This is a genomic window from Klebsiella sp. GW_Kp181 (assembly GCF_040062315.1).
Lineage (GTDB): Bacteria > Pseudomonadota > Gammaproteobacteria > Enterobacterales > Enterobacteriaceae > Klebsiella > Klebsiella oxytoca.
Genome location: NZ_JBEAFR010000086.1, coordinates 33,162 through 54,873, shown reverse-complemented (window position 1 = coordinate 54,873; position 21,712 = coordinate 33,162). Strand labels below are relative to the sequence as shown.

At 52.3% G+C, this 21,712-nt stretch carries 20 protein-coding genes; 14 read left to right on the top strand and 6 right to left on the bottom strand.

What is annotated here, in order from left to right:
* Positions 1-3 precede the first annotated feature (3 nt).
* Entirely contained in the window at positions 4-327 is a 324-nt protein-coding gene (locus ABLV11_RS26105) for a YdbL family protein (protein WP_004112635.1), read from the top strand.
* On the opposite strand, the gene feaR is transcribed toward ABLV11_RS26105, so the two are convergent.
* The gene (feaR, locus tag ABLV11_RS26100; protein ID WP_017146000.1) at positions 328-1,236 is read right to left on the bottom strand and encodes a transcriptional regulator FeaR; all 909 of its coding nucleotides are present in this window, start codon (positions 1,234-1,236) and stop codon (positions 328-330) included. It abuts the gene before it with no gap.
* Positions 1,237-1,471: 235 nt separating this feature from the next.
* Between feaR and ABLV11_RS26095 the strand changes: the two genes are divergently transcribed.
* A complete protein-coding gene (locus ABLV11_RS26095; protein WP_126489052.1) occupies positions 1,472-2,971 on the top strand; it encodes an aldehyde dehydrogenase family protein in 1,500 nt (499 codons plus the stop codon).
* A gap of 304 nt (positions 2,972-3,275) precedes the next feature.
* On the opposite strand, the gene ABLV11_RS26090 is transcribed toward ABLV11_RS26095, so the two are convergent.
* Entirely contained in the window at positions 3,276-3,620 is a 345-nt protein-coding gene (locus ABLV11_RS26090) for a helix-turn-helix domain-containing protein (RefSeq protein WP_004112641.1), read from the bottom strand.
* A gap of 335 nt (positions 3,621-3,955) precedes the next feature.
* On the opposite strand from ABLV11_RS26090, the gene ABLV11_RS26085 reads away from it, so the two are divergent.
* Positions 3,956-5,131 (top strand): efflux RND transporter periplasmic adaptor subunit, encoded by a 1,176-nt coding sequence (locus ABLV11_RS26085; protein WP_126489053.1) that lies wholly within the window; start codon positions 3,956-3,958, stop codon positions 5,129-5,131.
* Positions 5,132-5,154: 23 nt separating this feature from the next.
* The gene (gene oqxB / locus ABLV11_RS26080) at positions 5,155-8,307 is read left to right on the top strand and encodes a multidrug efflux RND transporter permease subunit OqxB (RefSeq protein WP_126489054.1); all 3,153 of its coding nucleotides are present in this window, start codon (positions 5,155-5,157) and stop codon (positions 8,305-8,307) included.
* A gap of 70 nt (positions 8,308-8,377) precedes the next feature.
* Here oqxB and ABLV11_RS26075 read toward each other — a convergent pair whose 3' ends face one another.
* Complete coding sequence (locus ABLV11_RS26075) at positions 8,378-8,857, bottom strand: Rrf2 family transcriptional regulator (protein ID WP_023329623.1); 480 nt, start codon at positions 8,855-8,857, stop codon at positions 8,378-8,380.
* Positions 8,858-9,654: 797 nt separating this feature from the next.
* On the opposite strand from ABLV11_RS26075, the gene ABLV11_RS26070 reads away from it, so the two are divergent.
* Positions 9,655-10,638 carry a hypothetical protein gene (locus ABLV11_RS26070; protein WP_070557537.1) on the top strand — a complete coding sequence of 328 codons (984 nt, stop codon included), beginning with the start codon at positions 9,655-9,657 and terminating at the stop codon, positions 10,636-10,638.
* Positions 10,639-10,920: 282 nt separating this feature from the next.
* Here ABLV11_RS26070 and gap read toward each other — a convergent pair whose 3' ends face one another.
* Positions 10,921-11,931, bottom strand: coding sequence for a type I glyceraldehyde-3-phosphate dehydrogenase (gene gap / locus ABLV11_RS26065; RefSeq protein ID WP_126489055.1), 1,011 nt, complete (start codon positions 11,929-11,931; stop codon positions 10,921-10,923).
* A gap of 78 nt (positions 11,932-12,009) precedes the next feature.
* Positions 12,010-12,990, bottom strand: coding sequence for a helix-turn-helix domain-containing protein (locus ABLV11_RS26060; RefSeq protein WP_126489056.1), 981 nt, complete (start codon positions 12,988-12,990; stop codon positions 12,010-12,012).
* A gap of 478 nt (positions 12,991-13,468) precedes the next feature.
* On the opposite strand from ABLV11_RS26060, the gene ABLV11_RS26055 reads away from it, so the two are divergent.
* Entirely contained in the window at positions 13,469-14,179 is a 711-nt protein-coding gene (locus ABLV11_RS26055) for an alpha/beta hydrolase (RefSeq protein ID WP_105890326.1), read from the top strand.
* A 131-nt stretch (positions 14,180-14,310) separates the two neighbouring features.
* Here ABLV11_RS26055 and ABLV11_RS26050 read toward each other — a convergent pair whose 3' ends face one another.
* On the bottom strand, positions 14,311-14,931 hold the full coding sequence (locus ABLV11_RS26050; protein ID WP_126489719.1) for a histidine phosphatase family protein: 621 nt from the start codon (positions 14,929-14,931) through the stop codon (positions 14,311-14,313).
* A gap of 397 nt (positions 14,932-15,328) precedes the next feature.
* Between ABLV11_RS26050 and ABLV11_RS26045 the strand changes: the two genes are divergently transcribed.
* The 8 genes from ABLV11_RS26045 to ABLV11_RS26010 all read left to right on the top strand — a co-directional run bounded on the left by ABLV11_RS26045 (position 15,329) and on the right by ABLV11_RS26010 (position 21,680).
* A complete protein-coding gene (locus ABLV11_RS26045; protein WP_004101657.1) occupies positions 15,329-16,075 on the top strand; it encodes a GntR family transcriptional regulator in 747 nt (248 codons plus the stop codon).
* Between the two features lie 13 nt (positions 16,076-16,088).
* The gene (locus tag ABLV11_RS26040) at positions 16,089-16,562 is read left to right on the top strand and encodes a PTS sugar transporter subunit IIA (RefSeq protein ID WP_004101659.1); all 474 of its coding nucleotides are present in this window, start codon (positions 16,089-16,091) and stop codon (positions 16,560-16,562) included.
* Positions 16,559-16,846 (top strand): PTS sugar transporter subunit IIB, encoded by a 288-nt coding sequence (locus ABLV11_RS26035; protein ID WP_004101661.1) that lies wholly within the window; start codon positions 16,559-16,561, stop codon positions 16,844-16,846. Before ABLV11_RS26040 ends, ABLV11_RS26035 begins: the two co-directional genes overlap by 4 nt.
* Before the next feature lie 77 nt (positions 16,847-16,923).
* Positions 16,924-18,282 (top strand): PTS galactitol transporter subunit IIC, encoded by a 1,359-nt coding sequence (locus ABLV11_RS26030; protein ID WP_004101663.1) that lies wholly within the window; start codon positions 16,924-16,926, stop codon positions 18,280-18,282.
* Positions 18,275-19,783 (top strand): FGGY-family carbohydrate kinase, encoded by a 1,509-nt coding sequence (locus ABLV11_RS26025; protein ID WP_049593184.1) that lies wholly within the window; start codon positions 18,275-18,277, stop codon positions 19,781-19,783. Before ABLV11_RS26030 ends, ABLV11_RS26025 begins: the two co-directional genes overlap by 8 nt.
* A gap of 37 nt (positions 19,784-19,820) precedes the next feature.
* Positions 19,821-20,681, top strand: a complete 861-nt coding sequence (locus ABLV11_RS26020) for a class II aldolase (RefSeq protein WP_049593183.1) — start codon at positions 19,821-19,823, stop codon at positions 20,679-20,681.
* 9 nt (positions 20,682-20,690) lie between these two features.
* Positions 20,691-20,960, top strand: a complete 270-nt coding sequence (locus ABLV11_RS26015; protein ID WP_126489057.1) for an HPr family phosphocarrier protein — start codon at positions 20,691-20,693, stop codon at positions 20,958-20,960.
* Between the two features lie 294 nt (positions 20,961-21,254).
* Entirely contained in the window at positions 21,255-21,680 is a 426-nt protein-coding gene (locus ABLV11_RS26010; RefSeq protein WP_004112669.1) for a VOC family protein, read from the top strand.
* The last annotated feature ends 32 nt before the right edge of the window (positions 21,681-21,712 follow it).

Sequence of the window (21,712 nt, the reverse complement as noted above, 5' to 3'; positions counted from 1 at the left end):
ATGATGAGAAAACGATGGTTAATCGCGACGCTGGCGCTGGCGTTGTTGAGTACTCAGGCGCTGGCGTTAACCCTAAGCGAAGCGCGTCAGCAGGGGCGAGTCGGCGAAACGCTGAACGGCTATCTTCAACCGCTGCGCCAGGATAAAGAAACCCTGGCGCTGGTTAAACAGATCAACGCCGCCCGCAGCGACAGCTATCAGCAACTGGCGGACGACAACAACCTGCCGGTGGATCAGGTGGCGAAAATGGCCGGGCAGAAGCTCGTCGCCAGGGCGCAGCCTGGCGAGTATGTGCAGGGCCTTAACGGCAAATGGCTGAAAAAATAGCTATCGGCAGCGCTTGCGATACTCCCCCGGCGAGACGCCGAAGCGCTGCTTAAAGGCGGTGGAAAAATGGCTATGATCGCTGAAACCCCAGCTGTAGCCGATCCCTGCCAGCTTTTCATCATCATGGGCGCTTTCCAGCGCGCGGGCGCAGAGATCGAGCCGACGATTCTTGATATATTGCGCCACCACCAGCCCCTTTTCCGCAAACAGGCGGTAAAGACTGCGCACCGACATACCGGTTTCGCTGGCCAGCCACTCCGGGCGCAGATGTTCCGCCTGAATCGACTCATCGATTAACGCCATGATTTTCTGAAACTGTTTATCGCGCCGGGTGGGCTGGGCCTCCTGATGGTGCAGCATGGGGCGCAGCAGGCAAACAATCGCCTCCAGCGCCGCTTTGCTTTCGCTGGCCGATAGCTCGGGGCTGTTCATGCTCTCATGCAGCAGCCGCTGACTGAGCTGGACCATCGGCAGGGTTTTTGCCAGCCGGGTGGCAATGCTGATTTCACTGCCGCGCAGCTGCTGTTCCAGCAGCGACCTTGGCAGCAGCAGCGAAGCCTGACGCGAGGTTTGCTGCCAGATTATTGAACAGGGGCGAGAAGCATCAATCAGGGTGATATCGCCGCTCTCCAGCATCGCCTGGCGACCGTCCTGCTCGATTGTCGCCTGACCTGAGAGCTGGAAGACGGTATAAAACCAGGCGTCGTTATCGCGCTGGATCTCCTGCCGGGTACGGTAGAGGTTGATGCCGCGAGCGGTTACCGTGCTGACTTTCAGGTCGCCCGCATAGCTGGCGTCTATCTCACCGTGAAAATTATCATCCAGCGGGCGAGCGGCGAACTGGCCGCACACTTGATTGATTTTGGCTAACCAATGCTGGTAATCCTGTCCACGATTTGCCGTACTCATCGCGCATCCCTTGTAATGGTAATGTTTATGCATTGTTGCATTTATGATGCCGGAGACAAGGGTAAAAGGCGGAGTATATGAAAGAACTATTACCTGCTGCACATTTTTTGTCCGCGAAATCCCCTTAATTGCGGCGCCTGTCACAGCGGCAAAAGCGAATGTCACAGAGAAAAAAGCGTGAATCGCGCCCCCGGCATAGACTGAAACCACTATCCGCGAACAATAAGGAAGGGGTATGTCCACATCAGAGGTCGCGCTACTCGCCAGCGTAGAGCAGTTTTTAGACAGGCAGCATGGTTTATATCTCGACGGCGCACAGCAGGCGGCAGAGAGTGAAAAGCGCTTAACCGTCTGGAACCCGGCAACCGGCCAGGCTATCGCCAGCACCGCGGACGCCAGTGCCGCCGATGTCGATCGGGCAGTGATGTCTGCCTGGCGCGCCTTCGTTTCCCGCAGCTGGGCAGGGCGAACGCCCGCCGATCGCGAACGTATTCTGCTGCGCTTCGCCGATCTGGTTGAGCAGCATGGCGAAGAGCTGGCGCAGCTGGAGACGCTTGAACAGGGGAAATCGATAAACATTTCCCGTGCCTTCGAAGTGGGCTGTACCCTGAACTGGATGCGCTATACCGCCGGGCTGACCACTAAAATCAGCGGACGGACCCTGGACGTGTCGATTCCCTTCCCGTCGGGTGCGCGCTATCAGGCGTGGACCAAAAAAGAACCGGTGGGGGTTGTCGCCGGGATCGTACCGTGGAACTTCCCGCTGATGATCGGCATGTGGAAAGTGATGCCCGCGCTGGCTGCAGGCTGTTCTATCGTCATTAAGCCGTCGGAAACCACGCCACTGACCCTGCTGCGGGTGGCGGAGCTGGCAACCGAAGCCGGCGTGCCGGACGGCGTCTTTAACGTGGTGACCGGTAGCGGGACCGGGTGCGGTGCGGCGCTGACCTCTCACCCACACGTCGCTAAAGTCAGCTTTACGGGATCAACGGCGACAGGCAAACAAATTGCCCGCGTCGCCGCCGACCGTCTGACCCGGGTCACGCTGGAGCTGGGCGGTAAGAACCCGGCTGTCGTGCTGAAAGATGCCGATCCGCAATGGGTTATTGAGGGACTCATGACCGGTAGCTTTCTCAATCAGGGGCAGGTATGTGCCGCCAGTTCGCGAATTTATATCGAAGCGCCGCTGTTCGATACGCTGGTGAGCGGCTTCGAGCAGGCAGTGAAGTCGCTACAGGTGGGGCCAGGCATGCTGGAGAGCAGCCAGATTAACCCGGTAGTGTCTCAGGCGCATTGCGCCAAAGTGGCGGCCTATCTTGATGAAGCCCGTCAGCAGAAGGCAGAACTGATTAGCGGTAATATAGGGCCAGATGCGCAGGGATACTATATTCCCCCCACGCTGGTGATTAATCCCGACGCCGGGCTGCGCCTCAGCCGGGAAGAGGTTTTCGGCCCGGTGGTAAACCTGGTGCGCGTGGCCGACGGCGAAGAGGCGCTGCGCCTGGCCAACGACAGCGATTTTGGCCTGACCGCCAGCGTCTGGACCCGCGACCTGAGCCAGGCGCTGAGCTATACCGATCGCCTGCAGGCGGGAACGGTGTGGGTTAACAGCCATACCCTGATCGACGCTAACCTGCCGTTCGGCGGCATGAAGCAGTCCGGCACCGGCCGTGATTTCGGTCCCGACTGGCTGGACGACTGGTGCGAAACGAAGTCGGTCTGCGTGCGCTACTAGCGGCCTGTCTTCCCCCGGTGGCGGCTGGCGCCCAACCGGGGCTACAGCCGCATGTATCCGGGGGAAAGTCGTTAGCACAGCACCGACGGGTCGGTGGAGGGTTCAATCTTTCGGATGGAGTTCAGTACGGCGGTTTCGCGATGCCGTCATGTCGTTGCCTTTGCCAGTCGTGCGGCACAGCCAATAAAGAACATTCCTGCCAGCGCATTACGCTGCGCCTGCATACATCTGGCCTAAGCTACCTTTGCCGCAGGTTTACGCTGTAAGCGTAAATTTATACCGAGAAGGGCGATGATGGCTGGCATCATCGCTGTGTCTCCGCGCTGCCGATGCTTCGTCGCCATGCGCCGGGCGCCTGGCCGAACTGACGCTTGAAGCTGCGGTTGAAGGACTGCTGGGAGTCAAAGCCGAGGGCGATCGCCACGTTCAAAATCGGTTCATCACTGTGGGCTAAGCGCTCGACCGATTTTTGCAGCTTTTGCGCGCGAATATACTCGCCGAGAGGATAACCGGTATGCTCTTTGAATATCCGCTGCAGGTGCCATTTCGAATAACCGGCGCGCCTGGCGACGGTCTCAATATCCAGGCGGCTATCAAGATTGTTGTCGATCCAGTCGAGTAAATCGTGAATGAATGCGCCAGTGTTCATCCGGTTCCCCTCGCACAGCTTAGCAAAAAGTATTTGTGTTTGTTGCATTTAAAAATGGAACGCTTTTAGACTAATTGCAAGTTTTATTGTTGCATTTAAAACCCTGTCAGTATTGCGCCATTTCTCAAAGTCGGGAATAGCACATAAAGTGCAACAATTATTCTTGCACTAAATTAAGCGCCTTCCTACAATCGCCGCGAATAGTGTATTCGCAACTGTTACATTTTTGTGGCGATGACCGACACAAATAGCCTAAAGCCTGTCCGGACAAAGGAAGTGGCGCGGCGTCTCCCGCTGCGTCTTGCCCGGCGGCTACCCATATCGGAATAAAAATAATGAGCCTGCAAAAAAACTGGGGTAACGTTCATCTGACTGCGCTGGGCGCGATACTCCTCTCCGCGCTCCTTGTCGGGTGCGATGAGGGGGCCGCGCAAAACGCCGCGCCGCAAGCGCCTGTGGTGAGCGCCGCTGACGTGGTTGTGAAATCCATTAGCCAGTGGGACAGCTTTAATGGGCGGATTGAAGCGGTGGAAAGCGTCCAGCTTCGCCCCCGCGTTTCCGGCTACATTGATAAAGTGAACTACGTCGATGGCCAGGAAGTGAAAAAGGGGGAGGTGCTGTTCACCATTGATGACCGTACCTATCGCGCCGCGCTGGAGCAAGCGCAGGCGACGCTGGCGAGAGCCAAAACGCAGGCTAGCCTGGCGCGAAGCGAGGCTAACCGCACCGATAAATTAATCAATACCAACCTGGTCTCCCGCGAAGAGTGGGAGCAGCGCCGTGCGGCGGCCACCCAGGCGCAGGCTGATATTCGCGCGGCGCAGGCGGCGGTTGACGCCGCGCAGCTTAATCTGGACTTTACTAAAGTGACCGCGCCTATCGATGGCCGCGCCAGCCGCGCGTTGATCACCAGCGGGAACCTGGTCACCGCCGGCGACAGCGCCAGCGTACTTACCACGCTGGTATCGCAGAAGACGGTTTACGTCTACTTTGACGTGGATGAGTCCACTTACCTTCACTATCAACATCTCGCCCGCAGCGGGCAGGGCGCGTCCAGTAATCATCTGGCGCTACCGGTAGAAATTGGCCTGGTTGGCGAAGAGGGATATCCCCATCAGGGCAAAGTGGATTTTCTGGATAATCAGTTAACGCCGAGCACCGGCACGATCCGTATGCGTGCGCTGCTGGATAATGCCCAGCGTCAGTTCACGCCTGGACTGTTTGCCCGCGTCCGCCTGCCGGGCAGCGCCGAATTTAACGCCACGCTAATCGACGATAAAGCGGTGCTGACCGATCAGGATCGCAAATATGTTTATGTGGTTGATAAAGATGGGAAAGCGCAGCGTCGCGACATCACGCCGGGACGCCTGGCCGCCGGTTTACGCATCGTGCAGAAAGGCCTGAATCCGGGCGATAGAGTCATCGTCGATGGGTTACAAAAAGTGTTTATGCCGGGGATGCCGGTTAACGCGAAAACCGTCGCCATGACCACCCGCGCCGCCCTTAACTGATCCCCTATCTGAGAATCCGACCCATGGACTTTTCCCGCTTTTTTATCGACAGGCCGATCTTCGCCGCGGTGCTGTCGATTCTGATTTTTATCACCGGATTAATCGCCATTCCGCTGCTGCCGATCAGCGAATATCCTGACGTCGTACCGCCCAGCGTGCAGGTGCGCGCGGAGTATCCCGGCGCCAACCCGAAAGTGATTGCTGAGACCGTGGCGACGCCGCTGGAAGAGGCGATCAACGGCGTTGAAAACATGATGTACATGAAATCCGTCGCCGGCTCTGACGGCGTACTGGTGACTACCGTTACCTTCCGCCCGGGTACCGATCCCGATCAGGCGCAGGTTCAGGTGCAAAACCGGGTCTCGCAGGCCGAGGCTCGTCTGCCGGAAGATGTGCGGCGTTTAGGCATCACCACGCAGAAACAGTCGCCGACCCTGACGCTGGTGGTACATCTGTTTTCGCCCGGCGGTAAATACGATTCCTTGTATATGCGCAACTATGCCACGCTTAAAGTGAAGGATGAGCTGGCGCGACTGCCCGGCGTCGGGCAGATTCAGATTTTTGGCTCGGGCGAATACGCGATGCGCGTCTGGCTCGATCCCGACAAGGTAGCGGCGCGCGGGTTGACCGCCTCGGATGTGGTGACGGCGATGCAGGAGCAAAACGTCCAGGTTTCCGCCGGGCAATTGGGCGCCGAGCCGCTGCCGCAAGAGAGCGACTTCTTAATCTCCATTAACGCCCAGGGGCGCCTGCATACCGAAGAAGAGTTTGGCAATATTATCCTGAAAACGGCGCAGGACGGCTCGCTGGTCCGCCTGCGCGATGTGGCGCGTATTGAAATGGGCTCCGGTAGCTATGCGCTGCGCTCCCAGCTGAATAATAAAGACGCGGTTGGGATTGGTATCTTCCAGTCTCCGGGGGCCAACGCTATCGATCTGTCCAACGCGGTGCGCGCTAAAATGGACGAGCTGGCGAAGCGTTTTCCGCAGGATATGCAATGGGCGGCCCCTTACGATCCGACGGTTTTCGTTCGCGATTCCATTCGCGCGGTCGTGCAAACGCTGCTGGAAGCGGTGGTGCTGGTCGTGCTGGTGGTGATCCTGTTCCTGCAAACCTGGCGCGCGTCGATTATTCCGCTGATCGCGGTGCCGGTCTCGGTGGTGGGGACGTTCAGCATCCTCTATCTGTTAGGCTTTTCGCTAAATACCCTCAGTTTGTTCGGTTTGGTGCTGGCTATTGGGATCGTGGTGGATGACGCCATCGTGGTGGTGGAAAACGTTGAGCGAAATATCGAAGAAGGATTGGCTCCGCTTGCCGCAGCGCATCAGGCGATGCGTGAAGTTTCCGGGCCGATTATCGCTATTGCGCTGGTGCTGTGCGCGGTGTTCGTGCCGATGGCGTTCCTCTCCGGGGTCACCGGTCAGTTCTACAAACAGTTTGCGGTGACGATTGCGATTTCCACGGTGATCTCCGCCATCAACTCGCTGACCCTCTCTCCGGCGCTGGCCGCTCTGCTGCTTAAGCCGCACGGAGCGCCGAAAGACTTCCCGACCCGGCTTATCGATCGTCTGTTCGGCTGGATTTTCCGTCCATTTAACCGCTTTTTCCACCGCAGTTCGAACGGCTATCAAGGGCTGGTGGGGAAAACGCTCGGGCGCCGCGGGGCGGTTTTTGTGGTCTATCTGCTGTTGCTTTGCGCCGCCGGCGTCATGTTTAAAGCCGTCCCTGGCGGGTTTATTCCCACCCAGGATAAGCTCTATTTGATTGGCGGCGTGAAAATGCCGGAAGGCTCTTCGCTGGCGCGCACCGATGCGGTGATCCGCAAAATGAGCGAAATCGGAATGAATACCGAAGGCGTGGATTATGCGGTGGCGTTTCCCGGTCTTAACGCGCTGCAGTTCACTAATACGCCGAATACCGGGACGGTCTTTTTTGGCCTGAAGCCGTTCGACCAGCGTCAACATACGGCGGCGGAAATTAACGCTGAGATCAACGCAAAAATTGCGCAAATCCAGCAGGGCTTTGGCTTCTCTATTTTACCGCCGCCGATTTTAGGACTGGGCCAGGGGTCCGGCTATTCGCTCTATATTCAGGACCGCGCCGGTCTTGGCTATGGCGCGCTGCAAAACGCGGTGAACGCGATGTCCGGTACCATTATGCAGACGCCGGGGATGCATTTCCCCATCTCAACCTACCAGGCTAACGTTCCGCAGCTGGATGTGCAGGTCGATCGCGATAAGGCCAAAGCCCAGGGCGTGTCGCTGACCGATCTGTTCGGTACGCTACAAACCTATCTGGGATCGTCTTACGTCAATGATTTTAACCAGTTCGGGCGGACCTGGCGGGTGATGGCGCAAGCCGACGGGCCGTTCCGCGAAAGCGTGGAAGATATTGCCAATTTGCGTACCCGGAATAGTCAGGGCGAAATGGTACCGATCGGCAGTATGGTGAATATCCGTACCACCTATGGGCCGGACCCGGTGATTCGCTACAATGGCTATCCGGCGGCGGATCTGATTGGCGATGCCGATCCGCGCGTACTCTCATCCTCGCAGGCGATGGCGCAGCTGGAGGCGATGTCGCAGCAGATACTGCCGAACGGCATGAATATCGAATGGACGGATCTGAGCTTCCAGCAGGCGACTCAAGGCAATACGGCGTTGATCGTCTTCCCTGTGGCGGTGCTGCTGGCTTTCCTCGTGCTGGCGGCGCTGTATGAAAGCTGGACGCTACCGCTGGCGGTGATCCTTATCGTACCGATGACCTTACTCTCTGCGCTGTTTGGCGTCTGGCTGACCGGCGGCGATAATAACGTATTCGTGCAGGTGGGGCTGGTGGTGCTGATGGGGCTGGCCTGTAAAAATGCGATTCTGATCGTCGAGTTTGCCCGCGAGCTGGAGCTCCAGGGAAAAGGGATTATGGAAGCGGCGCTGGAAGCATGTCGCCTGCGTTTGCGCCCGATCGTGATGACCTCCATCGCCTTTATTGCCGGGACGATTCCGCTGATACTCGGCCACGGCGCAGGCGCGGAAGTGCGCGGCGTCACCGGGATCACGGTGTTTTCCGGTATGCTGGGGGTCACGCTGTTTGGCCTGTTTCTGACGCCGGTGTTTTACGTGACGCTGCGTCTATTCGTGACGCGCGGTAAAGCGGTGAAGGACGTGATGCCTGCGTAGGACAGGCTGCCGCAGTGATGAATAAAAACCGCTTTCCCTGTGAAGGCGGTTTTTTGCCATAAGAAACGGATTAGTGCGATTTATTGTGCTGGGTACAGATTTCAGGAACCGGATCGCAGCCGCTGGTGTCGGCTTTTTTGACTTCTTCCAGCGCACTGGCCACGGTATGGCGAGCTAAAACCTCTAACGAAGCCTGCTCTGCTTCATCGGCGATAGATTTGAAGTACCAGCACGCGTTGGCGCTCACCACGCAGCGGGCAGGGATGTCGGGACGTGACGCCCACAGCTTTTTATCTTCGATGACGGATACGTAGATATCGCGCAGGGTAATCTCTTCCGCCGGGCGACCAAGATGGATAGAGCCGTTGCGGCCAAGCGTTGAGACGATGATACCGTCACGCGTGAGCGGAACCATCAATTTGCGGATAAAGCTCGGATTGGCTTTCAGACCGTAGGCCAGAATTGCACTCGTCGAGCGTTCGCCCGATTGCTCCGCCATCGCTACGCTGAGGACCATCTGCAAAGCTGTCGGGAAGCGGTAATCTAACATTTTCTTGTCCTGGGTTGCGGTGAATCTTGTTCTTTTTGGCACCGCAGAGGTGAGTAATCAATAAACAACAATATACCAAATACGGTATTTTTTTTGAAGTCATCAACGATTGACCTGGCGCGTAAAAAAGAGTTTCCGGTATCCCTGTGCTTTACCGCAAAGTTATGCCAGAGCGCGTAAAAATGTATCGGTGAAGGGCAGGATGATCAGTTTAGGGGAGGGGGCAAGGTTTAGCATGGGAGCAAAGATGCCGCAGGTAATAAGCGAAAAACGAATAGTCCCCGGTGGTCCCCTGGCCCGCAAACAGCGCAGCAGTCAGGTAATTTATACGGTTTGAACGCTGACGTATAAAATATTCGATATTGCAAACTTTAAATCTACGGCACTTCTAATACACATCAGTATTCAGTCAATGACTGTAGCAAAAATAAGATTATTCTAGCGAGGCTGGGCACTATGTACCCATCAAGGATATTTCCACCAATAATGCATCTGCATTAATATTCTCATTATTTACAGGTGGTTACGCTTGCCCGCTAATATTTTTGGCGAGAAAAAATGGTTAAAATGGAATCCTCTACTAAAATCAAATTGTTGATTAAATTCATACACTGTTCATTCGTATTAATTTAGATGATTGGCTTTTGTCTATCGCCCGAAATTGCAGCGGTGAATGATAGCTGCTGACGATAATTACTCAGTTCGATATTGCCATAAGTCTGGCAGGTAAACTTCTGCCCTGGACGTTTGTGCATAACGAGTTCGGGGTTAAAAAGTTATTTCAAAGGACAACGTAAATGACGCATATCTACGAATCTACCAATATTAGTAATCAGGAAACAGCCAGACCTTTGCCTGTCGGCGGGGTAAATAGCGCGAGCGCGGTATCATGGGGAGCTATATTTGCAGGCGCAGCCGCAGCGGCTTCGCTGGCGTTGATGCTGCTTATGCTTGGCGCAGGCTTAGGCCTGACGTCCATTTCTCCTTGGGAAAATCACGGTCTGGCAGCAGGTACCGTGGGTATTGTCGCCATTGCCTGGCTGACGTTTACCCAAATTGTGGCGTCAGGAATGGGGGGATATCTGGCCGGGCGTTTGCGCACCAAATGGGTTGATACTCATACCAATGAAATCTATTTTCGCGATACAGCGCATGGTTTTCTGACCTGGGCCGTTGCATTGCTGGTATCGGCTGTGCTTTTGACCACCACTGTCAGCTCACTCATCGGCGGCAGCGCAAAAGTGATTGGCTCCGTTGCCGGGGGCGCGACGGCAACCGCGATGAGTAACGCGGGAGACGAATCTTCCGTGCTGTCGAAGTCATCGATGGAATATTTTACCCGCTCGCTGTTCCGGTCGACCGCTTCCGCTCCGGCAGATAACGGCGGACTTCCGGCTAATACATCAGGCAATGACGCGATGGCAATGAATCAGCCCGTACCGCCAAAGGCCGAATCTCCAGCGCAATTAGCAGAGGTTACGGGTATTTTTGCTAACAGCATTTATACTGGCGCGCTTCCGCAGGAAGATCTGACTTATGTAGCGCAGTTAGTTTCGCAGAATACCGGCATCAGTCAGCAAGAGGCCGAGCAGCGGGTTCAGGCTGTTTATGATAAAGCGCAGGCCAATTTGAAAGAGGCAAAAAATAAAGCACAGCAGGCCGCAGATGCTGCCAGAAAAGCCACGAGCTACGTTACCCTGTGGTCATTTATTTCTCTGTTAATCGGCGCATTCGTTGCCAGCCTCTGTGCAACCTATGGCGGCCGTCAGCGTGACTTATAATTTCTAACACTCATTATTCAGGAGGAACCTATGCGTTCAATATTGCTTTTCTTTCTGGGCGTGCCTATCCCAATCATTATTTTGATCGCGTTATTTGTGCACTAACGATTTTCCGGCCCCGCAGGAATAGTTGTTAAGAAAATACTGACCTTGCGCACATTACCGCTAAAGCATAAATGCCCTTTGAGGGCATTTATGCTTTTTATCAGGCGCTCAGCGGAGCCTGCTGCGCGTCACCTGAATCTCTCCATGATGTTCACTATCAATCACACCCGCAGTGAATTAGCGTTCACGCCCTGCCATCATCAGCGCCAGGTCGACGAGGCGATTAGAGAATCCCCATTCGTTGTCGTACCACGCCAGAATTTTGACCATATTGCCGCCAATCACCAGCGTTGACAGACCGTCGATAATCGACGAGCGCGGGTCGCCCCGGTAGTCGCTGGAGACCAGCGGTTCATCGCTATAGCCGAGGATACCTTTCAGTGGCCCCGTCGCGGCGGCTTCGCGAAAGGCATTATTCACCTCTTCGCTTGTCACATCTCGCTCAAGCGTGACGGTCAGGTCGACAATGGATACCACCGGAACGGGGACGCGCAGCGAATATCCCGTCAGGCGGCCCTCCAGCGCAGGAATAACTTTGCCCAGCGCCTTCGCGGCACCGCTGGAGTACGGTACGATCGACAGCGCAGCGGCGCGGGCGCCACGCAGATCTTTTTCCGGCTGGTCGTGCAGCGCCTGGCTGTTGGTATAAGCGTGGGTCGTGTTCATCAGGCCATGCTTGATCCCAAAATGCTGGTGCAGAACCTGGGCGGCAGGCGCCAGACCGTTGGTGGTGCAGCTACCGTTACTGACCACGTAGTGCTTATCCGGGGAGTAGAGGCCATCGTTAACGCCCATCACGATGGTTAAATCATCGTTTTTACCGGGGGCGGAGATAATCACGCGCTTCGCGCCACCGCTGTGGATATGCACCGCCGCCTTGTCGCGCTCGGTGAAGAAGCCTGTGGCTTCAATCACGATATCGACTTCACGCTGACGCCACGGGATATTTGCCGGATCGCGTTCGCTGAACACGGTAATGGGCTTACCATCAACAACAAGCTGCCCCTCGCTGGCGGTGACGTCGGCGTCGAATTTACCGAGCAGCGAGTCGTATTTCAGTAGATGCGCCAGCGTCTTACTGTCTGTCAGATCGTTAATTGCCACAATTTCAATATCCGGATTGCCCAGTGCAGCACGCAGTACGTTGCGTCCGATACGACCAAAACCGTTAATACCGACCTTAACCATAATCCACTCCTTATTGATTGGCTCTGGAGTCAATGTAGGCCGGGCGTTTGATGGCGTAAATGACAAAAAAGGATCACTTTACGCCATTCTGCGGCTGTGAAACCGCTGGCGATATTCGCCGGGCGTGAGATGAAGCTGTTTTTCAAACAGCCGTCGAAGGTTAATGCTACTGCCAAATCCCGTTTGTTCGGCGATACGCTCCAGCGTGTCGCTGGTCTGCTCCAGACGCTGCCGGGCAGCGGCCAGACGAGCTTCCGCGACGTAACGCGCCGGCGAAGCGCCGGTTTCCCGGGTAAACACGCGGGTGAAATTTCGCGGACTCATGGCGACTTTTTCCGCCAGCTTATCCACGCTGAGGTCGGCGGAGAGATTTTCGAGCAACCATGCCAGCAAATCGTTAATCGGGCCCAGGGTGGTAGTCTGCTGAAGGTTGTAGCGGCTAAACTGCAGCTGGCCTCCGGGGCGACGCAGATACATGACGAAGTCCTGGGCGATATCGCGCGCCAGGCTGAAGCCGTAATCTTCTTCAACCAGCGCCAGCGTAAGATCAAAGCCGGAACTGACCCCGCCAGAGGTCCAGATATGTTCGTCCTGAATATAGAGCGGACCGCCCTCGACGCGGACCAGCGGGAATTCCGCCTGCATGGTTTCCAGCAGCTTCCAGTGGGTAGTGGCCCGTCTGCCGTCCAGCAGCCCGGTTTGCGCCAGCAGCATCGCACCGCCGCAAATGGAGGCAATGCGGCGGGCATGGGGAGCGGCAAGGCGCAGCCAGTCAACCACCGCAATCCCTTCCTGCGGGTTTTGACCTCTACCGGTAATGATGATCGTATCGAGGGGCTCGCGAGGGTCTATCTCATGCAGGCGATGATCGGCCAGCAAATTTAAACCGGACTGACCATGGATCACCTGATGCGGTTGAGTCGTCGCTAGCCGTACCTGGTAACCGATCTCACTGGCGCCTTCCGGATGCAGGCGGTTAGCCTGCATCAGAATGTCGGCAATACCGGCGGATTCAAATAGCATGCCGCCATCGGGGACAATAATGAGTATTTTCTTCATGTCCTGAAAAGTAATCTTTTTACAGAATAAGTCAACAGGATGGATGGGGAAGGGGGCAATCTTACGTGCCTGAAAGACGGTATTTTCAGCCAGATGATGGTTGACGTTGCCTGAGCGGCGTCGCCTGCTGAGGTAGGTCTGGCACACGCAGGACTGGAAAAGAGGGCAGAATGTTCTCTATGAGCGAGGAGCGGACATAAGGCTCTTATTAAGTTGGTGGTTGTTCGGGCCAGAAGTACCCAACTGAAATTAAATGTTGATGCCGGAACGTTATCATAAAAGCCCTTGCCACTAACTGGAGCCTACCTTCTGGGATAAAGGTAAACGTCCGCTTCAGGCTCAGTGCGACCAGTCCAGTTGGCTGTCTGGTCTGCTAAAAGCAAGGAACGGACTTTGGCGAGATGATAATTTATTCATGATCCGAAATGGGCTATGTTTATCGATTCAGAAACCATAGCAATGGAGCCACAGTCAGGAAATGAGCTCATCGAAGAACGCAGAGAACCTTCCTGTTGTACTTATTCCAGGATTTATGCTTGATGAAACGTTGTGGGACGATTTTATCGCGGCATTTCCCGACAGCAGGCCCTTTATACCTGCTAGCCTGAATGAGGGAACAACAATCCAGGATATAGCCGCCAGTATAGCCCAGAAACTACCTGAGCGTTTTGTCCTGGTCGGTTTTTCACTGGGTGGCTACGTAGCCAGAGCTATTTATGAAGCTATTCCGGAACGGACAGCGGCTATGATCCTTATTGCCACTTCTCTCAGAGAAGATTCGGCAGAACAAAACAAAACACGTGTAGTGGCTGCGAGTACTCCTTCCTCCAGAGAATTCCGTGGACTGAGCACAATAGCAATTAAGAAATCGATTCATGAGGATCTCGCCGATAATATCACCATCATTGAGAAAATCCGGAACATGGGAAAGAGGCTGGGAGCAAATGCGTTCAGAGTCCAGTCAGGGCTAAACCGTGAGCGAATAACGTTAAAACCAGTTTCATGCCCTGCATACGTTATTGCTGCTAAACATGACCGGCTGCGTTCAAAAGATGAGGCAGAAGAGTTGGCCAGGCTAACCGGCACCTGTGCGGATTATGTTGACGGCTGTGGGCATATGATTCCTCTGGAAAAACCGGATGAACTGGCCCAACTTGTATTCACATGGCTCACTAAAAAAGGCCTTTAAAACGGTGAGCAACGCGGTTTACGGAGCTCTTTTTCGCTTTTCTTTGATGCCCGCTTCTGGCACAGAGCGGATGTTGTGATTAAATCATGATGGCGCTGGCAGGATAGCTGTGAATGATTGAAAGATAAAAACTAATCCAGTAGCCGTAAATGCGTTGCAATTCCCCATCTAAGGGCGGCACATCGTCCATCAATCAGGTCGAAAACCGAGTAACTCGCGTTGGGTTGCGCATACCGCGGGAAATCATCGACAGTTCCACTTTGGAGAATCGAAAGAACGCCCTGAATGACATGTCCGTGCGACACAATGCATATCGTTTGATGATGGCGATTTTTTTCCAGAGCGTATAAAAAATGCATCATACGCTGAGAGGCATATGAGAGAGACTCGCCTCCGGGCGGACAATACTCGGCATCAAGTTTGAATAACGCTTCTGCAGCGTCCGGGCTGTGCTTCAGGAGCTGCGCTGTTGCCATGCCTTCGAATTGACCAAATGCTTGTTCTTTCAGGGCAGGCTCAGCTATCAGTGAGCAACAAAAGCTTTCAGCCAGGCTCTGTCCCATTTGCCAGGCACGACCAAGCGGAGAAGCGTAGACACATTCTACCCGGTAATCACACGCTGCAAACGCCGCGAGTAAAGCTGATGTCTGGCGTTTCCCCCGGGAGGTCAATGCGCTATCGCTCTGTCCTTGTAGAATCTCTCTCACATTCCACTCGGTTTCCGCGTGTCGAACAAGTATCACTTGCATCATTAAAGGGCCATGTGTGTTATTGATGAAAATGCTAAAGACCAAACCTATCCCTTTAATAGAGTAGGATGTTTCTGCTCTGGACGATAAACAGCAATAAGTGTAGCTGACCAGGATGTTCAGTCTCAGAATTGATGCATTGAACATCGTTAACCTCCACTCCTGGTCCGCAGCAGCTTTCACCACCCTGGACTTAAATTTACCCAGCGATCGCTAACGCATTATCGACTTCAATGGCCAGATAACGGACTTTATGTGATGTTCATCACATAAAAATGATCCTGATTAGAGCTCCAAAATTGTGACTCTCTGCCATACCTCCCATCTAAAAAATCCCTATCATAAACTCGAAGTTGTCCATGATTGTCCATGGACAACTCTAAATGTTCAGGTGCGCACCATGAAAACATTAATAAAAAGTTCACAAATTCCGCTTTATCAGCAGGTTGTGGAGTGGATAAGAGAAAGTATCTATAGCGGGGAACTTGTTGAGGATGACCGCATACCTTCAGAGTTTCAAATCATGGATATGCTTGAGGTGAGTCGCGGTACCGTTAAGAAAGCGGTGGACCAACTGGTAAGAGAAGGTGTCCTTGTGCAAGTTCAGGGTAAAGGCACCTTTGTGAAAAAGGAAAATGTTGCTTATCCGCTGGGTGAAGGTTTGCTCTCTTTTGCAGAAGCCCTGGCAAGCCAGAAAATAAACTTCACCACCAGCGTTATTACTTCCCGGCTGGAACCAGCCAATCGTTTCGTGGCTGAAAAGCTCGGAATTCACCCGGGGCAGGATATTCTGTTTCTTGAACGCCTTCGCTCTATTGGTGATGAAAAAGTGATGTTGATTGAAAATCGTATCAACATTGAGCTTTGTCCCGGTATTGTGGATGTGGATTTTACCAGGGAAAATTTATTTCCAACGATTGAGCGATTATCTCAAAAGAAAATAAGTTTCTCTGAAAGTCGTTACGCTGCCAGACTCATTGGTAATGAACGAGGACATTTTCTGGATATTGGTGAAGATGCGCCTGTTTTACATTTAGAACAGTTAGTGTTTTTCTCCAGAGGATTGCCCGTTGAGTTTGGAAACGTCTGGCTAAAAGGCAATAAATATTATCTTGGCACCATATTGCAGCGCCGGGATGCTAACTAGTAAAGAGGGAATTATGCAGGATATTAATTTTCGTCGTCATTACGTGCGACACCTTCCAAAGGAGGTCAGCCAACAGGACATTATCAGGACTCTCGCCAGTCCACTCATTAACGATGGTATGGTCGTGTCTGATTTTGCCGATCACGTTATTGAGCGGGAAAAAAGTTTTCCAACAGGTCTGGCTGTTGAACCTGTGGGTGTCGCTATTCCCCATACCGATCACCAACATGTTCGTCAGAATGCGATCAGTATTGGGATATTGGCAGAATGCGTCAATTTCGAAGATATGGGCGGAGAGCCAGAACCTGTTCCAGTCAGGGTAGTATTCATGCTTGCATTAGGTGAAAGCAACAAGCAGCTCAATATCCTGGGCTGGATTATGGATGTCATCCAGGATGGGGATTTTATGCAGCAGTTGCTGGTCATGAATGATGATGAAATTTATCAATCAATTTACATACGATTATCTGAAAGAGGTGAGTTATGAGTCAAATGATACTGTTTGTTTGTGCAACGGGTGTTGCTACTTCCACAGCCGTGGCAGAAAAGGTAATGGAATATTGTAAAGAGAATGGGCTTGATGTTAATTACTCACAAACTAATGTCGCCTCTCTCCCAAATAATACTGATGGTGCAGCTTTAGTGGTATCAACAACAAAAGTGCCTTATGAACTGGATATCCCGGTTGTTAGTGGTCTGCCAATTATTACCGGAATAGGTGAGGATAAAGTGCTGGAAAAAATAATTTCAATTCTTAAAGGCCAGGCCTGATTTCATAAATATAAAACAAGATAAATTATCCAGGCGCTAACGCGAGGTCTGGTTACATCTGAATCAAGAGGTCGGATATGAATGATATAGCACACACCCTCTATACCGTTGTGCAATATGTCCTGGGGTTTGGCCCTACGGTTTTATTACCGCTGGTGCTGTTCTTCCTGGCATTGTTCTTTAAGGTAAAACCAGCAAAAGCACTTCGTTCATCGTTAATTGTCGGAATTGGTTTTGTCGGGATTTATGCCATCTTTGACATTCTCACCAGCAATGTGGGTCCGGCTGCGCAGGCAATGGTTGAGCGTACCGGTATCAGTCTTCCAGTGGTCGATTTAGGCTGGCCACCGCTGGCTGCGATTACATGGGGTTCGCCGATCGCTCCCTTTGTTATCCCGCTGACTATGCTCATTAACGTCGCCATGTTGGCTCTGAACAAGACACGCACTGTCGATGTTGACATGTGGAACTACTGGCATTTTGCTCTTGCCGGAACGCTGGTTTACTACAGCACGGGGAGTTTTGTGTTAGGGCTCTCTGCCGCTGCTATTGCTGCGATAGTCGTGCTCAAAGTTGCGGACTGGTCAGCGCCATTAGTCGCTAAGTACTTTGGTCTGGAAGGCATTTCGCTTCCCACTCTGTCATCTGTCGTCTTCTTCCCGATTGGGCTATTGTTTGACAAAATTATCGACAAAATCCCTGGTCTTAACCGTATTCATATCGATCCGGAAAGTGTGCAGAAAAGGCTCGGAATCTTTGGTGAACCGATGATGGTGGGGACAATTCTGGGTATCTTGCTGGGTATTATTGCCGGTTACGATTTTAAACATATCCTGCTGCTGGGTATCAGCATTGGTGGCGTTATGTTTATTCTCCCGCGCATGGTCCGTATCTTGATGGAAGGTTTATTACCGCTGTCAGAGGCTATCAAGAAATATCTGAATGCAAAATACCCCGGTCGCGATGATCTCTTTATTGGTCTGGATATCGCAGTAGCAGTCGGTAATCCAGCTATTATCTCCACGGCCCTGATCCTGACCCCCATCTCTGTCTTTATTGCATTTCTCCTTCCCGGCAATAAAGTCTTGCCGCTTGGCGATCTGGCAAATCTGGCTGTCATGGCTTCAATGATTGTCCTGGCTTGTCGAGGTAATATTTTCCGGGCAGTGATTACCGCGATTCCGGTGATCATCGCCGACCTGTGGATTGCGACTAAAATTGCGCCATTTATTACCGGTATGGCTAAAGACGTTAATTTCAAAATGGCCGAAGGCTCAAGTGGTCAGGTATCAAGCTTCCTGGATGGTGGCAACCCTTTCCGTTACTGGCTGCTTGAGATATTTAACGGAAATATGATTGCTATTGGGCTGGTCCCGGTAATTGCTCTGATTATTTACGCTATCTTTCGTCTGACAAAAGGAACTGTCTATGCCTGATTACCGCGCCGCGCTTGTCATCGATATTGGCACAACTAACTGCAAAGTCAGCTGTTATTCCTGTCATGACGCGTCAGTTTTGGATGTCCGCAAATTTCCTACACCTACCAGGGCGTCGGAGAAAGGCGGGGTAGATTTCGATATCGAAGCGCTGTGGCAGGCCCTGCGGCAGGTAATGGCTGAACTGGTAGCTTCTGCACCTTTACCGGTGAAAGATATCAGTATTGCGAGTTTCGGTGAGTCTGGTGTTTTCGTTGATGAGCACGGTGACATTCTTACCCCGATGCTGGCCTGGTACGATCGTCGTGGTGAATCTTATCTGTCTTCGTTAAGCAAATCAGAGGCTGAAGAGCTGTACGCTATTACAGGACTTCCGCCTCACAGCAATTATTCAGCCTTCAAAATGAAATGGTTGCTTGATAACTACTCATTACATGAACGAAGAGATATTTGCTGGTTACATGCACCTGAAGTACTGCTGTGGAGAATGACGGGTGAGAAAAAGACGGAAGTCTCAATGGCTAGCAGAACGTTGTGCCTGGATGTCAGTCGACAGACCTGGTCTCGTAAAGCTGCCGGGATCCTCGGTATACCATTTGATGCGCTGGCACCATTGATAAAGCCGGGTGAAGTCGCGGGTTGGATGACCGCCACGCTCAGACAAGAGCTTGGGTTCTCTCATGAAGTCAAAATCACGATTGCGGGACACGATCATATGGTCGGAGCCCGGGCATTACAGATGCAACCCGGTGAGGTGTTGAATTCAACCGGGACGACAGAGGGTATTTTGCTGCTGGATACTCAGCCAACACTCAGTGACCAGTCACGGAGGGATAAACTGGCAAACGGCTGTTATTCCGATGCTGAATTTTTCACGCTTTTTGCATCACTTCCTGTTGGCGGTTATGCGCTTGAATGGGTGAGAAAAACGTTTCGTTTGACGGATGAGGAAATTCAAACAGGTCTGGAAAAAGCACGCGAGCGCTATGTCCAGCCTTCCTGGTCTGCCGAAGACATTCCCGTGTTCATTCCTCATTTGCGGGGGTCTGGTTCGCCAAATAAAAATCGGCACACGCGCGGTCTGATTTTTGGTCTGACGGATTCACTTTCGCCAGCGACTCTGCTTGAGAGTGTCTTTATCGGTCTGACGATGGAGTTTTCTCTCTGTTATGAGTGCTTTAACATCCAGGCTGGCAGGAGTGTAAAAGTAATAGGCCCTGCGGTGAGAAACCCGTACTGGCTCCAGTTGAAGGCTGACATCCTTCAATGCCCCATTGAGGCCATTGCTTTTGATGAAGCCGTATCCGTTGGGGCATTATTGATAGCCTGCCCGGAGATTGACCCTCCCTCTGTTCCTGTGGCCGGGCGCTATATTCCTGACGTAATACGGTCGGAGAAGTTGCAAAAATATCAGCAGCAATGGCTAGCCTTTTACCGATTTAAATTAATGCAGGAAGGAGTATTTATTGGTGAGGAGGGTAATAGCTCAGTAGTTCGATAATTTCTTTACACTTTCAATATAGATATCTGGAGTTAATATGCCTTTAGTTAATGGTAGGATCCTGCTCAATTGCATTCAGGAAAAGCATGTGCTGGCTGGTGCATTTAATACAACAAACCTGGAGACGACAATTTCTATTCTTAATGCAATAGAACGCTCGGGGTTACCTAATTTTATTCAGATTGCGCCAACTAATGCGCAGCTTTCCGGTTACGATTACATTTACGAAATTGTTAAACGGTATGCTGACAAAATGGATGTCCCGGTGAGCCTGCATCTGGACCATGGTAAAACCCTGGCAGATGTTAAGCAGGCGGTAAGAGCCGGGTTTACCTCAGTAATGATTGATGGCGCGGCTTTACCGTTTGAAGAAAATATTGCTTTTACAAGAGAGGCGGTTGATTTCTGTAAATCATTTGGCGTACCCGTTGAAGCGGAACTTGGCGCTATTCTGGGTAAAGAAGACGATCACGTTAGCGAGGCTGACTGCAAAACCGAACCCGAGAAAGTCCAGCGCTTCGTTGAAGAAACAGGGTGTGACATGCTGGCAGTGTCAATCGGCAATGTCCACGGACTGGAAGATATCCCACGCATCGATATCCCGCTACTGCAACGCATTGCTTCCGTTTGCCCGGTCCCCCTGGTTATCCACGGCGGCTCTGGTATTGATGAAGAGATTCTTCGTAGCTTTGTTAATTATAAAGTGGCAAAGGTTAATATTGCGAGTGATTTGCGCAAAGCCTTTATTACTACAGTCGGAAAAGCCTGGGTGAACAATAATAACGAGGCTAATCTTGCTCGCGTAATGGCAAATGCAAAACAGGCGGTTGAAGATGATGTGTATTCTAAAATTCAGATGATGAATAAACTGCACCCTGCATTTCACAAGGCGTGTTAAGGATCGGACATGATTAGACAAAAAGTACGCGTCATGAACAGTACCGGATTACATGCCCGACCCGCCGCAAGCCTGGCCCGGATCGTCAAAAAGTACCAGTCTTCATTGATACTGGTTAATAATGACAAAGAAATCCCCATTAAAGGAATGATGAGCATTCTGGGTGCCGGTGTAAAAGGAAATACGATGATTGACCTCATTTGTGATGGACAGGATGAACTGGCCTGCATGGATGAATTAAAATCTGCCTTTGCTGCTGGTTTTGGTGAGTCCGAATAGTGTCATTCCCTTAAGAGGCGCGTGAAGTTGTGACGACTTGATGCGCCTCTTATGATCTTTTGAATCACAATCACTTAACTTATTGAATGCAGGCTTTTTTCATTAATAGAATCGACCTTCTTACTCTCTTAATGTCTCTCCACAGCGTTTAGCTTTCAGAGTATAAACTTCGGCTTCTGGCACCAGGCCGCCCACCAGCATCCATGAACTCCCGCGTTATGGTTGTGCGGGTAAAATGTATTCTTAATGTGCTGTACTATATGTTCGGGAAAAGGGCAAAGAGGATGCAATAAGATGCTGGCTTATATCACTATAGGTACAAATAACTTTCAGCGCGCCGTGGACTTTTATGACGCTATTTTTAAGGTTCTTGGCTACTCGCGATTGCCTGCCTGGACAGAAAGCTGGGCAATGTGGGGAGATGAAAATAATCCGGATGAGGTATTCAACTTCTGCATCTGTCCTCCTTTTGACCGCCATCCCGCAACGGCGGGAAACGGGACAATGTTCGCATTTCATGCAGATAATGCTGACATTGTCAGACGATTCCATGCAGCAGGTCTCCTTGCGGGAGGGGAGAGTGAAGGCGAGCCAGGTACACGTCCCGCATACGGACCCGACTTTTATGTTGCTTATCTGCGCGATCCTGACGGGCATAAGCTGGCATGCGTTTATCAGCGCTATTCTCCTGAAGCCGATAAGTTCGTAAATGAACCTTAGGGACTTCACTTAACCCATTTAACGGTTTGAGC